Origin of the sequence: Methanocorpusculum vombati (assembly GCF_026891935.1) — an archaeon.
GTDB lineage: Archaea > Halobacteriota > Methanomicrobia > Methanomicrobiales > Methanocorpusculaceae > Methanocorpusculum > Methanocorpusculum vombati.
The window spans coordinates 239849-253664 of the sequence record NZ_JAPTGC010000001.1 but is presented as its reverse complement, the minus strand read 5'-3'; the positions used below and the strand labels follow the sequence as shown (position 1 = coordinate 253664).

Here is a 13816-nt window from a genome sequence, read left to right as displayed (position 1 = left end):
AAACGTACCCGTCACTTCCGCGACGGCCCGCTTCCCAGATGCAACTCAAATCTGCGGAACAGCCCCCAGACCAGAATAAGAACCGGAATGATCTCCAGTCTGCCGATCCACATCGCAATATACATCACCACTTTGGAATAATCCGGCATATCCGGCCCGACCATACCTGCCGTACTGCCGTTGTTGCCCATACAGCTGAACACATCATACATCGTCCCGATGACATCTTTGGAGAAGTAGGGATCGTGCAGAAGAATAACCAGAGTTGCAACAACCAGCAGAATATACAGAATGATCAGCAGCAGAGACTTTGCAATCAGCATATCGGCATCCTTCCCCGCAACGGGTTTTCCGTCATGGCGCATCGGAATGTAGGCACGCGGACTGACAATCGTCTTTCTAAACCACCAGACCATCGCCTCAAACATCACCTGAACGCGGTCAAGCTTGATACCTCCGGACGTACTGCCTGACCCTCCCTCAATGAGAGTGAACACCGCAAGGAACAGAATCATGGCCGCACTCCATCCTGCCATCGTTGTGTTCTGGAACCCGGTTGAACTGATCGCCGTCCCTGCCATAAAGAATCCCTCCCGCACCGCATCAATCAGGGTGTAGTCACTAAACAGCACGAGATCACAGGTAAGTACCGCGGCAACGAGGAAGAAAACCGCAACAAGCAGATGAAGAACCCGGTCGGAGAGGACCTCCTTGAACGAGCGGTTTGTATAGACGAGATAATACAGACGGAACGGCAGCGCACCCGCAAGCATAATCGGAATTACCACCATCTCCAGCCCGAAGTTCTGGAAATGGGAAATGCCGTCGGCATAAATCGACATACCTCCCGTGGAAATGGCACAGAAGGCAACGTTTACCGCGTCCCAGAGATCCAGACCGGCAGCCATGATAGCAAGAAGAGAGATGACTGTCAGCACCACATAGATCTTCCACATCTGAAATGCAGTCGCGATCACACTCGGCATAAACGCTTCCGACCGCGCCTCCGAACGATAGAGACCGCGGGCAACTAGACCGGACCGGCTGGCAACCGTAAGCGTAAACGCGATAATGCCGAGACCGCCGATCCACTGCATAAAAGACCGCCAGAACAGCAGTGTTTTGGGCCATTCCTCAATATTTGCCGCAAGGGTAAAACCCGTCCCCGTCCATGCCGACATGGACTCAAACGCTGCATCCAGCACCCCCATGCCGGTAAAGAGGAAAGGCAGACACCCGAGAAAACTGACAAAAACCCAGATAAGGGCGGTCGCTGCAATGGACAGACTGTTGCGTGCAGGTTTGCTGCCCTTCGGCAGCAAACGGAGGACGGCACCAAGAAGAAGAAACAGAAGCGTTGCCTGTCCCATCACGAAGAATGCATCCCACTCCTGATAATATGCCCCGACTCCGAGCGGCAGAAAAGTTGCAAGGCCTATCAGGAGGAAAACAGCGCCAACGTCGTGCCCGACACTTGCAAGTTCACGGAAGATGCCCATTTGATATATGATGATCGACCTGCTCAAATATAATGATACGGGATCGACAGATGAAATCGGGATAATGAGCAGGCCGGATAATTTTTCTGAAAGAAACAGAAAATAATCCTGACAGTATTTTGAAAAAAAAACGGGAGCAACTTTTTCCCGGAATAAAAAATGTTTACGCACCGCAGATGCGCTGTGCAACCATCGCGTAGGTTTCCATGACGTCGCCCAGTTCCTTGCGGTACACATCCTTATCCAGCGACGCACCGACCGCACCGTGATCCCACAACCGCAGTGAGTCCATACTTATTTCATCGCCCAGCCGGATCATGCCTGCCGCATCTCTGCCGAACTCGAACTTCATATCGATTAAGTCCAGATCCTTTGCTGCAAGATTCTCCCGGAGAACTGCATTGATTGCAAGTGCCAGCCGCTTGATCTCCGCAAGCTCCTCAGCGGCTGCAATTCCGCGTGCCAGAATGATCTCATCATTGATCATTGGATCGTGACGCGAGTCATCTTTCAGATCCATCACAATCAGCGGGGGGGACAGAGGCTCGCCTTCCGCAAAACCATAATTTCGCACCAGAGATCCTGCTGCACGATTCCGGACGATAATCTCCAGCGGAATCATGGAAAGCCGGCGAACCAGATGCGCGGTGGGCGTCACAGCCGCAAGAAAATGCGTCGGGATACCGGCCGCTTCAAGAAGCGGATAGAAGTATGCCGTAACCTTTGCATTGTACCCGCCTTTTCCTGCAAGGACATTCTTCTTTTGCCCGTCAAATGCAGTAATGTCGTCCCGGAACACCACCAGAAGTTCATCCGGTTTGTCGGTCCGATAGACAGACTTTGCCTTACCCAGATAGAGAAGATCTCCCTGCTTCATTGTGCCATATCTATTGAACGGATTTCATGATAAGTGTTAGCATGACACACTATCCATAGGTCCGTTTCGCCAGGCGTTCCGCCAGCGGCAGAAGCTCCGGGGAAACCCACTCCGGGTTGCAGTACTGCGGATAGATGCACAGCCGCTCCCGCAGATCGTATCCGGCGGCGATCTCTGCAAGAACATCCAGTGCCGGCCAGGGATGTTCCGGATTGATGTAATCAATCGTCACTGGGGAAACCCCGCCGAGATCGGTTACCCCGAGGGAAAGAAGCCCGCCGGCATCCGCAAGGTTCGGAGGAATCTGAATGGAAACATCTTTTGGCAGAATACCGGCAGCAAGCCGGAGCGTCTCGCGGATAACCTCCTGCGATGCACCCGGAACACCCGCCATCTCTGTTCCTTCCTTCGGACAGAAGTTCTGGATGATCACCTCCTGAATGTGGCCGTAGCGTTTGTGCAGGTCCCGGATAGCTGCAAGCGACTCCTCACGATCAGCCGCCGTCTCCCCGATGCCGAGCAGAAGCCCGGTCGTAAACGGAATCTTCAGTTTTCCGGCATCGGCCATCATCTCAAGGCGGACGCCGGGATCTTTTCCCGGACTGTGGCGGTGTGCCGGAATTTCGGCGGTCGTCTCCAGCATCAGTCCCATACTCGCGTTCACGTGCCGGAGCCGTTCGAGTTCTTCATATGTTAAAATACCGGCGTTTGTATGCGGCAGCATCCCGAGATCAATCGCCGCCCGGCTCATCGCTTCGCAGTAAGAAAGAATATCCGGATACCCCGCGGCCTCAATATATCTCCGGAATCCCGGTTCGTTCTCCGGCCGCTCCCCGAACGTGAACAGTGCTTCGGTGCATCCGAACGCGGCACCGCGGCGAAGCGTTGCCAGTACCTCTGATGCGGGCATCACGCAGCCGTCGGCAACGGGCGCCTTGAAGGAACAGTAGCCGCAGGCGTTCGCACACACATTCGTCAGCGGGAGAAACACATTCCGGGAAAACGTAATCGTCCGGGGCATAGCTGTTCTAAGATTTGGGTGCTGCTCGCATATGAACCTGATCGGTTCCGGTGATGCGAACATGTTCAGAGGGATTTTTCTGAAAAAATGTATGGGAGAGTCTTTCTCTTTGGTTTTGCTTGCGGGAACCACGGAACACACAGAATATCACCACTAACCCGCCAACAGTTTCCCAACAACACCAACGAAATACGTTCGTCACACCACGCAGACAAAACAAGATAACATCGGTTACTGCGGTTCTGCCTCCCGAATCATCCGCCCCATCATCAGAAACACCACCGCAAGCACCAGCAGAACTGCCGCACCAAGATACAGCATACCCACCCACTCACCGTCTCCCGTCAGAAGACCGGCAATTGCAGCAATAATTGCGGCAAGTAAGAACCCCTTGCCCCAGAAACGACAGAACTCTTTGTAGGATAACGCCATTACTATCCATGCGTGCGCATGGAAAATATATCTCTCCCTACATGCAATAGGGAGTAACGTATGTTTGATCTTCTGCTGAACCTGATCGCCGAGGGAGTTGCATGGTTTTTCATTCTCATCATTCTCCTCGTGGATATCGGCGCCTGTATAACCCTGCTCTTCCTCGAACGAAGAAACCCGCAGGTAGTGGCCGGGTGGCTGCTCCTGATTCTCTTCCTGCCGATTGTCGGCTTCGTCGTGTATCTGTTCTTCGGCAGACACCTGTACGGCGAACATATCTTCAGCAAAAAGACCACCGCGGATGAAGGCATCGCCGGGGTTGCACAGGATCAGTACCGGAAAATTCTCGAAAAGGACATGAACCTGCCGCCGGGGATCGAACGGTTCGACAGCACCATGGCGCTTCTTCTCAATCAGGACAACGCCGCCTACTCGGACAACAATGCAGTTGATGTCTATGTCCACGGTGAGGACAAGTTCGCGGCATTCAAGGAAGCGATCAAATCCGCCGAGCATCACATCCACATGGAATACTATATTCTGCGGGGTGACGAACTCGGCCGCGAGATCATTGATCTCCTTGCCGAGCGTGCAGCAGCAGGTGTTGAGGTGCGGGTGCTCTTTGATGCGGTCGGGGTGCAGAAGGTAAAACATGAGTTCTTTGCAAACCTCCGGGCAGCAGGCGGGCAGGTTGCGATCTTTTTCCCGCTCAAAATTCCGTTCCTCAACACCCGCATCAACTTCCGCAATCACCGGAAAATTCTCGTCGTGGACGGAAAAACCGGATTCATCGGCGGGTTCAACATCGGTGACGAATATCTTGGCAAAGGCCCGTTCGGCTACTGGCGCGACACACATCTGCGGCTTCACGGCGGAGCGGTTGCCGGTCTGCAGACGCGGTTCATCATGGACTGGAACTATGCGGTTCCGGACGCGCCCGTAACGGTCAGCAAAAACTGCCCGTATTACCCGATGGAAGCACTCAATCTCCCGTACGGTACTTCGGGCGTGCAGATTGCCTCATCCGGCCCGGACTCTTCCGGCCGGGCAATCTATGCAGGATTCGTCAGCCTGATCGGGCACGCCCGCAAATCCATCTACATCCACTCGCCGTATTTCATTCCGGATGAGACGATCTTCACCTCTCTTCTGATGGCGGTTCGGTCCGGTATTGATGTGCGGATCGTCATCCCCTGCAAACCGGATCATCCGTTCGTGTACTGGGCAAGCTACTCGTATCTCGGAGATCTGATCCGGGCAGGAGCTAAAGGCTACACCTACGATAACGGGTTCATTCACAGCAAGACGGCGATCATCGACGGCGTAGCGTCTGCGATCGGTACGGCAAACTGGGACATCCGCAGTTTCAAACTGAACTTTGAAACGGATGCATTCGTGTACGATGAGGCGTTCGGCCGGAAAATGGATGAAATTATGCTCCGGGAGATGGAGGAGAAGTGCACACAGGTGACGGTTGGGATGTACAACAACCGTCCGAAATGGATCAAGTTCAAGGAAGGTATCTGCCGGCTGGTCTCGCCGCTGCTGTAATCCCCACCCTTTTTTGCAGTACCAACATATCGTTACTGAAAATTTTTGAAAGATTCAACCGGACAAATGAACCGATCCGCTCCGTACCAGTACAATCACAAAAACAAAAGCAAAAAGAAATAATCAGGAATCAAACCGTTTTCCACAGGACTTCGAAAAGTTCACGCCGTTACATATGAGAGTTTGACTATAAAATTTATATACTACTAAAACACCAGTGCAGAATTATTTCCCCATCACCCTGCACTCCTCCAAAACAGAGAGAAAAGCAGGTGCTTTCCCCCAAAAAAATCATCCGGAACACCCGAACACTCCTCATAATAACCCGGAAAAAGAAGTGAAATTCAGATTAAAGCGAATACTATGAGAATTTTGGAAAAATACAAAAAATTACAGACCAGACAAACAAAAGGCCACAAATATTCCGTAAAATAGAGATAAAAAGCATGAAAACGGCCAGTATAAAAAATAACGCAGAAAACAAAAAATTTGGGAAGATACCGGAAATTATCTCCAGCCCGGGAAAATATAGATTTTAAGGATTGCATATTGATAATTTCATGAAAGACAATAGATAATAGAAATTCGCTATATTTTTTCCAATTACACATAGAGACATCAGAGATTAGCCTTATAACCTCACATAACCGACATATAAGACGGTACAAAACATGAAGGCGGTCTTAGGACTTGAAGACGGAACTATCATCACCGGCAGCGGCTTCGGCGTCGAAGGCACAGCAGCCGGCGAACTGGTAGTAACCCTCGTATCCAACGGATACATGGAAGCCCTCAGCGACCCGAGCACAGCCGGACAACTCTTAATGTTCGGCTACCCGCTTGTGGGAAACTATGGTGCAAACCCTGATCAGCTCCAGAGCAGCAAGGTCCACGCAGCCGGTGCCATCGTCCGTGAACTCTGCGAGTTCCCGAAGCACGAACCAACACTTGGTCAGTACTTCGAAGAAAACGGACTTATGGGAATCGAAGGAGTCGACACCCGTATGCTCGCCATCAAGCTCAGAGAGCAGGGCGTCATGCGTGCCGCTCTCCTCACCGGCTCCGACGACGGACACGAAGCAGTCCGCCTCGCCCAGAACGCCCCCGTGCAGGAGACCCGTGAACTCATTCCGGATGTCACCTGCAAGGAAGCCTATCATATCCCGGGCACCGGCAAAAAGATCGCCGTGCTCGATCTCGGATGCAGAAAGTCCATTCTGCAGAGCCTGCACAACCGCGGCGCAGACCTCTATATCTATCCCTACGGAACACCGGCTGACGTCATCCTCGCCGACAATCCGCAGGCACTCTTCCTCACCAACGGCCCCGGGTATCCGTTCGCCGCACCGAAGGCCGTTGCAACCGTCAAAAATATTCTCGGCACTCTTCCCGTACAGGGTGTCTGCATGGGAACCGAGATCATCGCCGCAGCGCTCGGCGGCGAGGTCGAAAAGCTCAGACTCGGTCACCGCGGCGCAAGCCAGCCGGTCAGATTCTCTGACGGCTCGGTTGCCGTCACCTATCAGGGCCACGGCTACGCCGTGGTCGGTGACAGCCTCCCCGAAGGATGCGAAGTCTCCTGCATCAACGTAAACGACCAGACCGTCGAAGGATTCGTTAACAACGATCTCGGTATCTACTGCGTACAGTTCCACCCCGAACACGATGCGGTTCACGATGGAGCGGAAAAACCAATTTACGACATCATGTACAGAGGTATCCCCGATGCCTAAAAACCCCACACTCAAAAAAGTCCTTTTAATCGGATCAGGACCGATCCAGATCGGTCAGGCAGCAGAGTTTGACTACGCAGGCAGTCAGGCGTGTAAGGCTGTCCGCGAAGAAGGTATCGAAGTCGTCCTCGTGAACTCCAACCCGGCCACCATTCAGACCGACCCAGAAACTGCCGACAAAGTCTATGTCGAGCCCTTGAAGGCCGAGGTCATCGCCGAGATCATCAAAAAGGAGAAACCGGACGGCATTCTCTCCGGTATGGGTGGTCAGACCGGCCTGAACCTCACCGCGGAACTCTATGAGATGGGGGCACTTGAAGGTGTTCAGATTCTCGGAACCCCGCTTGAGGCAATTTATCACGGTGAAGACCGGGAGATGTTCAAAAATCTCATGCTGGAGATCGGCGAGCCGGTCCCGAAGAGTTTCATCCTCACCAAGATGGAACAACTTGAGGAGGCCTACGAGACCGTCGGCCTTCCGGCAATTATCCGGCCTGCATACACCCTTGGCGGCAGTGGCGGAGGAGTTGCGGCCACCAAAGACGAGCTCCGGAAGATCGTCGAGCACGGCCTCACCAAGTCCCGTGTGCATCAGGTCCTGATCGAGGAGTCCGTCAAAGGCTGGAACGAGATCGAGTTCGAGGTTATGCGGGATGCCGCAGATACCTGTATTATCATCTGCGGTATGGAAAACGTCGACCCCATGGGTGTCCACACCGGCGAGTCCGTCGTGGTTGCCCCGATTCTCACCCTCACCGCGGAACAGTTCGGCATCATGCGCCGTGCGGCCATCAAGATCATCCGGGCACTCAACGTGCAGGGAGGCTGCAACATCCAGTTCGCGTTTAACAACGGCGACTACCGGGTCATTGAGGTCAACCCGCGTGTTTCAAGATCTTCAGCCCTCGCCTCCAAGGCGACCGGCTACCCGATCGCCCGTGTTGCGGCGAAGGTTGCCATCGGTCTGCGGCTTGATGAGATCATGAACACCGTTACCGGTACAACCCCGGCCTGCTTTGAGCCGGCCGTCGACTACGTCGTCGTGAAGGTTGCACGCTGGCCGTTTGACAAGTTCAAGACCGCGGACCGGACGCTCACCACTGCGATGAAGTCGACCGGTGAGGTTATGGCAATCGGCAGAACGGTTGAGGAAGGGTTCAAGAAGGCACTCCGTTCCCTTGACACCGATATCTACCACCACACCGACTTAAACGAGATCAGAATGATCCTCTCCCGGCCGACCGACGAGCGGTTCCCGACCCTGTTCGACGCATTCCGCCTCGGCATGACCATCGACGACGTCCACGCACTCACCCAGATAGAGCCGTTCTTCTTAGAGAAGATTCAGCACGTCGTGGACATTGAACTCGAGCTCCGCGAACACCCGACCGAGGAGCTGGTCAAGACCGCGAAGAAGTTCGGCTTCTCGAACGCTGAGATCCGTGAGCTCACCGGCTGGAACATCTACAAGATCGAGCAACTCGTCGGTCTTCCGACCTACAAGATGGTCGATACCTGTGCCGCAGAGTTCCCGGCAAAGACGCCGTACTACTACTCCACCTGGGAGCAGGAGTGCGAACTGAAAGAGACGCCGAACAAGAAAGTCCTCATCCTCGGTTCCGGCGCAATCCGTATCGGTCAGGGTATCGAGTTCGATTACTGTACAGTGCATGCGGTCAAATCCCTGCGGGAAGAGGGGATTGAGGTCCACATCTTAAACAATAATCCGGAGACGGTTTCCACCGACTTCGATACCTCCGACCGGCTCTACTTCGAGCCTATGCAGCTGGAAGATGTTGTGAACATTCTCCGGAAGGGGGACTATGACGGGGTCATGGTGCAGTTCGGCGGCCAGAACTCCGTGAACCTTGCCATCCCGATTCAGGAGGAGATCAAACTCTTCGGTCTTAAGACGAAGGTTCTGGGCACCAGTCCGGACAACATGGATGTGGCCGAAGACAGAAACCGGTTCAGTGTGCTTCTCGAAAAGGACAACATCCCGTCACCGGCAAACGGGTCCGCCTACTCCGAGAAGGAAGCCTACGAAATTGCAAACAAGATCGGCTACCCGGTTCTCGTCCGGCCGAGTTATGTTCTCGGCGGCCGTGCAATGGAGCTGGTCCATGACGAGCTGGAGTTACAGACCTACATCAAGGAAGCTGTCCGTGTCTCGAACACCCACCCGGTGTTAATCGACCGCTACCTTGACAACGCAACCGAGCTGGATGTGGATGCGGTCTCCGACGGAACGGAAGTTCTGATCGGCGGCATCATGGAGCACATCGAAGAGGCCGGTGTTCACTCCGGCGACTCGGCCTGTGTGATTCCGACCCAGACGCTGACGCCTGAGCAGATTGCAACCGTCAAGGACTACACGAGAAAGATTGCGCTGTCTCTCGGGGTTATCGGTCTGATCAATATTCAGTACGCGATTCACAACGGTACGGTCTATGTGCTTGAGGCGAATCCGCGTGCCAGCAGAACGGTTCCGTTCGTTTCCAAGGCAACCGGCCTGCCGCTTGCAAAGATTGCGGCAAAGGTGATGCTCGGTATGAAGCTCGCCGATCTCGGCTATCAGGAGAAGGAGATTCAGCATGTCGCCGTCAAGGAAGTCCTGCTGCCGTTCTCCCGGCTGCCGGGTGTTGACCCGATTCTCGGTCCTGAGATGAAGTCCACCGGTGAGGTTATCGGTATCGATTATGACTTTGGCCGGGCCTTCTACAAGGCAAGCCAGGCTGCGGACAACAAGCTGCCGCTGGAAGGAAATGTGTTCATCTCCGTAACCGACGAGCAGAAGGAGGCTATCCTCCCGATTGCACAGAAGCTTTCCGACCTCGGCTTTAACCTCTACGGAACGGAGGGAACGGTGAAGTTCCTGGAACAGCACAATATCAGAATGAATCTGGTCAGAAAGGTGCAGGAGGGTTCCCCGAACATCATCGATATGGTCCGCGGTGCAGACGTTGATCTGGTTATCAACACGCCGGGCGACAAGAACGCCCGGGCGGATCACTTCCAGATTATGCGGGCGACGATCGATTACAGTATCCCGTATATCACGACCATCTTCGGCGCGGAGGCGGCAGTGCAGGCAATCGAGTCGATGAAGTCGAATAAGATTACGATCGAGCCGCTCTCGCACTATCACGCGGAATAAATATTTTTTTCTTTTTTTGAGATTGTTTGCGGGCATGGTCCTGATGTACGAGATCGCAAAACGATGAACACGACGGAATGGTTGTGTGAGTCGAAGGACTTGTGACTATGAGATAAATGTCAGGAGTTTCATGCAGATGCATTTTTTTGAGAATTGTTCGCGGTTCCTTTTTCTCATCCTGCCCGCTCACCACTCAGCAGTACACAACTTCTCCGGAAAAAAGATGAGATAAAAAAAATTATTCCCGCCGCCGCAACAGCACACCAGCAGCAAGGAGACCCGCAAGCATCCCGAAGAAAGGTGCCGGCGCCTGTGTGAGTGTCAGTTGTGCGCCTGCGGCGGTGGTGCCCGCCGAAACCGGCGTCGTTACGGACGCGGTAGGAGACGGCGTCGGGACAGGCACTGTTGTCGCTTCTGTTGTCGCTTTCGCGGTCGCCTGAGGCGTATCACCGCCGATCCATTTGGCATACAGCGTCATGTCGCCCGGAATGCCGTCGGCGAAGCTCCAAGCTTTCGTGCAGTCCTCGTCCGCGTACCAGCCGCCAAAGGTGTATCCGTCCTTCACCGGTGCGGGAGGTGCGGTGATGACGTCGCCGGAGGAGAGACCGGTGACCGGGGAGATGAGACTGCCGCCGGAGGTGTCGAAGAGGACGCGGTAGGCGTTGTCCATATTGCCGGAGGAATCACCTGATGGAGGTACGGGCGGGACCGGACTGCTCCTGAAGGTTACAATAATCTCATGCGGCTGAACCACGTCGGATATAGTATAGCTGTTGCTGATGGACTGCGTGATGCCGTTATCGGTGACTGTGTCAACAGTAGAACCAGGGTCCGCATTCAGGGTGAAGGTCACCGATGCCCCGTCTTTGTAATTCTGTTTTCCGCTGGGAGTAATCGATCCGCCGGTGCCGATCACTGTTGCGTTGACTGCATGTGTGATGTTGAGATACGAGGCGTCCACGACTGGGCCGGTGGACTGCCATGTGAGAACCGGAAGTCGATAGGCTGCATCGTGACCCATCGTCCAGTTTTTGGTGACGTCCCAGCTGAGATCTTCATAGAACGCTTGGTTGTCCCAGATCATCGCCGTGCTCGCGTTCGTGGCATTGCTGTCGCCTGCGGGAACCGGCCTGACGATGGTGCCGCTGATGTTAAGTCCCATGTACCGCCATGCATAGGGATTGTTTAACGTGGCGCCAGAATTATGGCCGATGAATCGTCCGGTATTGATAGGGCCATTGCCGCTGCTGCTCGCATTCACCCACTGGTTCAGCGCGACGGAGTTCGTGATGCTGATCTGGCTGGCAAGCCCCACCAGACCACCGGCATAGGTTGCAGAGGTTAAGGACTTTGCGGTGACTGCACCGGTTGCGTAGCAGTTCGTGATGCTGCCACCACTGGTCTCCCCCACCAGACCACCTGCGCCATAGGCGTAATGAGCAGTGACGCTTACCGCGCCGGTTGCGTAGCAGTTCATGATGGTGGTACTGTAGCCAACATCTCCCGTCCACCCCACCAGACCGCCGGCGTGGGAGGAGCCCGTGACCACACTGGTTGCATAACAGTTCGTGATGATACTGCTGTGGTGGGCAAGTCCCATCAGACCGCCGGAATAGGTATAGAAGGAGGAGGAGGACTCGGTAGTGATCACACCGGTTGCGTAGCAGTTCGTGATAGCACTATGTTTAACATATCCCGCCAGACCGCCTGAACAAACATAGGCGGAAACGGAGGAGGAGGAGACGGCCACGTTCGCATTCACCACGCCTACATTCCGGATCGTTGCATCCTCCACGTAGCCGAAGAGACCAACATAGATATTGCTAGAAGTGGAGGGAGTAGTCACGTTCATGTTCGAGATGATGTAATTGTTCCCGTCAAACGTGCCATTGAATATCTGACTGGAGGGTGACAACACCGTCGTATTCCCGATCGGTGTCCAGAGATGGGTAGCTCCGTTCAGATCCAAATTCGTTTTCAGCAGAATGTGTTTCTCGAAAAAACCGTTTTGTGACTGATTATTATTCGTCTCGTTTGCAAGAGCGGCAAGACTCGCCGCATCATAAATGAGGAACGGATTATCCGGATCGCCGGTATGTCCCGCGGCAATTTCCTTCTCATACCACGTGGCATTCACTGTCCCGTCCCACGCCGCACTTGCTACACCCGCACTGCACAACAGCAGGAGCACCGCGAGGCAGACCATGCCTGCACCTCTCATCGCACTGCCCCCTCTGCACGTATTCTCCTCCTCAACCCGGCTGCTGCTTGCGCCGCATGCCGCAGAACATCCAGTCCTTTTCGTTAACAAGAGATCACCTCAAATGATTCAACCAAACTGGTTCCACCAGGCACAGGGGAGAAAACGTCGCCGATTGAATCCTATGACGATAGGATAGAATCCTGCAGGAATCTCAAATTACGAAACAAACGGATAATGTTCAGATACACGAACATTTACGCGATATCCGGGCGACGATGATCTTCGGACATTGTCTTTGAGAATGGCGGGAAAAATGAAGGTGTGTGTGCTATGGAGCAGTATTTTTTAAAAAGATGCAGATATTTTGGTATAAAAAAGTCAGAGGATACTTTAATGTCCCATGGGGTGCTATATCCTATCGTCAGAGGATTCAATCACCAAATAGTTTCACCAGTAGTTACTGCAACTTTTCACAAAGAGAACAACACAGGACCAAAAAAGCCGCAAAGGAATGGTACACCACGAAAAAAATCAACAGAAAACAAAACCGGCAAATGAATACTCTCCCTCACGGAAACCCAGAAGAACAGATTATTTTCGATGATGTAGATACACGTGAGTGCATACCGGAACGTGCCCGCAACTCCCTGACATCTCTGGGAGGGGCAAAACAATCTGGCCGATCTTCTGTGGAGTCTTTTCTTGGATTCTTTTATTTCCGGAACAGGACCAAACGTTTGGAACAACGTCCACGCCACCGACAGAATTATGGGAAGTTCTGTTCTATACATACCAGAGTTTATGGCAGATACTATCGACGTTCTGATTCCTGAGGAGAAGATCGATGCACGCATCAGGGAACTGGCAAAACAGATCGATACCGATTATGCCGGAAAGTCCGTGACGCTTCTGACCACGCTCAAAGGTGCCTGTTTTTTTTCCTGCGAACTTGCGAAGCGCCTGACCGTGCCGGTTTTTATGGAGTATATTCAGGCGGCGAGTTACGAAGGAAAAACCTCGACCGGCACCATCACCATGAAACTGGATGTCCCCGTCGATTCAGTTGCCGGAAAAGAAGTGATCATCGTAGAAGATGTCATCGATACCGGCAGAACGCTTTCCGCCGTCAAGGAGCTGATACGTGAACGAAGACCGGCGTCGCTTGCGGTCTGTTCCCTCCTTGACAAACACGAATGCCGCATCGTTCCGTTTGAAGGAGAGTATATCGGATTTACCATCGGCAACGACTTCGTCGTCGGGTATGGTCTGGACTGGGATCAGAAGTACCGCAACCTCCCCTATATCGGGATTGTGCGGTAACACTTATCACCTCCCGCGTCAAT

General features: G+C 53.5%; 10 protein-coding genes. 5 read left to right on the top strand and 5 right to left on the bottom strand.

The annotated features are described in order from the left end of the window. Positions 1-11: 11 nt before the first annotated feature. The 4 genes from O0S09_RS01295 to O0S09_RS01280 form a co-directional block, all read right to left on the bottom strand. The gene (locus O0S09_RS01295) at positions 12-1499 is read right to left on the bottom strand and encodes a TrkH family potassium uptake protein (RefSeq protein ID WP_268922081.1); all 1488 of its coding nucleotides are present in this window, start codon (positions 1497-1499) and stop codon (positions 12-14) included. A 163-nt stretch (positions 1500-1662) separates the two neighbouring features. Then, positions 1663-2376, bottom strand: a complete 714-nt coding sequence (gene purC / locus O0S09_RS01290) for a phosphoribosylaminoimidazolesuccinocarboxamide synthase (RefSeq protein ID WP_268922079.1) — start codon at positions 2374-2376, stop codon at positions 1663-1665. 49 nt (positions 2377-2425) lie between these two features. Then, entirely contained in the window at positions 2426-3397 is a 972-nt protein-coding gene (gene cofG, locus O0S09_RS01285) for a 7,8-didemethyl-8-hydroxy-5-deazariboflavin synthase CofG (protein WP_268922078.1), read from the bottom strand. A gap of 231 nt (positions 3398-3628) precedes the next feature. After that, complete coding sequence (locus tag O0S09_RS01280) at positions 3629-3829, bottom strand: hypothetical protein (RefSeq protein ID WP_268922076.1); 201 nt, start codon at positions 3827-3829, stop codon at positions 3629-3631. A 60-nt stretch (positions 3830-3889) separates the two neighbouring features. On the opposite strand from O0S09_RS01280, the gene cls reads away from it, so the two are divergent. The 3 genes from cls (at position 3890) to carB (ending at position 10270) form a co-directional block, all read left to right on the top strand. Continuing rightward, complete coding sequence (gene cls / locus O0S09_RS01275) at positions 3890-5380, top strand: cardiolipin synthase (RefSeq protein WP_268922075.1); 1491 nt, start codon at positions 3890-3892, stop codon at positions 5378-5380. Positions 5381-6051: 671 nt separating this feature from the next. Beyond that, positions 6052-7113 carry a glutamine-hydrolyzing carbamoyl-phosphate synthase small subunit gene (gene carA, locus O0S09_RS01270; RefSeq protein WP_268922074.1) on the top strand — a complete coding sequence of 354 codons (1062 nt, stop codon included), beginning with the start codon at positions 6052-6054 and terminating at the stop codon, positions 7111-7113. Further along, the gene (carB, locus tag O0S09_RS01265) at positions 7106-10270 is read left to right on the top strand and encodes a carbamoyl-phosphate synthase large subunit (RefSeq protein WP_268922073.1); all 3165 of its coding nucleotides are present in this window, start codon (positions 7106-7108) and stop codon (positions 10268-10270) included. Before carA ends, carB begins: the two co-directional genes overlap by 8 nt. A gap of 238 nt (positions 10271-10508) precedes the next feature. Here the strand turns inward: carB and O0S09_RS01260 are convergent, their stop codons facing one another. After that, entirely contained in the window at positions 10509-12491 is a 1983-nt protein-coding gene (locus O0S09_RS01260; protein ID WP_268922072.1) for an InlB B-repeat-containing protein, read from the bottom strand. Positions 12492-12803: 312 nt separating this feature from the next. Here O0S09_RS01260 and O0S09_RS01255 point away from each other — a divergent pair, with 312 nt between their 5' ends. Next, positions 12804-13031 (top strand): hypothetical protein, encoded by a 228-nt coding sequence (locus O0S09_RS01255; protein ID WP_268922071.1) that lies wholly within the window; start codon positions 12804-12806, stop codon positions 13029-13031. Positions 13032-13274: 243 nt separating this feature from the next. Beyond that, positions 13275-13793 carry a hypoxanthine phosphoribosyltransferase gene (gene hpt / locus O0S09_RS01250; RefSeq protein WP_268922070.1) on the top strand — a complete coding sequence of 173 codons (519 nt, stop codon included), beginning with the start codon at positions 13275-13277 and terminating at the stop codon, positions 13791-13793. The last annotated feature ends 23 nt before the right edge of the window (positions 13794-13816 follow it).

Bases quoted from the DNA above. Each gene is read 5' to 3' on its own strand.
- O0S09_RS01295 (WP_268922081.1), bottom strand. From the start codon at position 1,499: ATGGGCATCTTCCGTGAACTTGCAAGTGTCGGGCACGACGTTGGCGCT.
- purC (WP_268922079.1), bottom strand. From the start codon at position 2,376: ATGAAGCAGGGAGATCTTCTCTATCTGGGTAAGGCAAAGTCTGTCTAT.
- cofG (WP_268922078.1), bottom strand. From the start codon at position 3,397: ATGCCCCGGACGATTACGTTTTCCCGGAATGTGTTTCTCCCGCTGACG.
- O0S09_RS01280 (WP_268922076.1), bottom strand. From the start codon at position 3,829: ATGGCGTTATCCTACAAAGAGTTCTGTCGTTTCTGGGGCAAGGGGTTC.
- cls (WP_268922075.1), top strand. From the start codon at position 3,890: ATGTTTGATCTTCTGCTGAACCTGATCGCCGAGGGAGTTGCATGGTTT.
- carA (WP_268922074.1), top strand. From the start codon at position 6,052: ATGAAGGCGGTCTTAGGACTTGAAGACGGAACTATCATCACCGGCAGC.
- carB (WP_268922073.1), top strand. From the start codon at position 7,106: ATGCCTAAAAACCCCACACTCAAAAAAGTCCTTTTAATCGGATCAGGA.
- O0S09_RS01260 (WP_268922072.1), bottom strand. From the start codon at position 12,491: ATGAGAGGTGCAGGCATGGTCTGCCTCGCGGTGCTCCTGCTGTTGTGC.
- O0S09_RS01255 (WP_268922071.1), top strand. From the start codon at position 12,804: ATGGAGCAGTATTTTTTAAAAAGATGCAGATATTTTGGTATAAAAAAG.
- hpt (WP_268922070.1), top strand. From the start codon at position 13,275: ATGGCAGATACTATCGACGTTCTGATTCCTGAGGAGAAGATCGATGCA.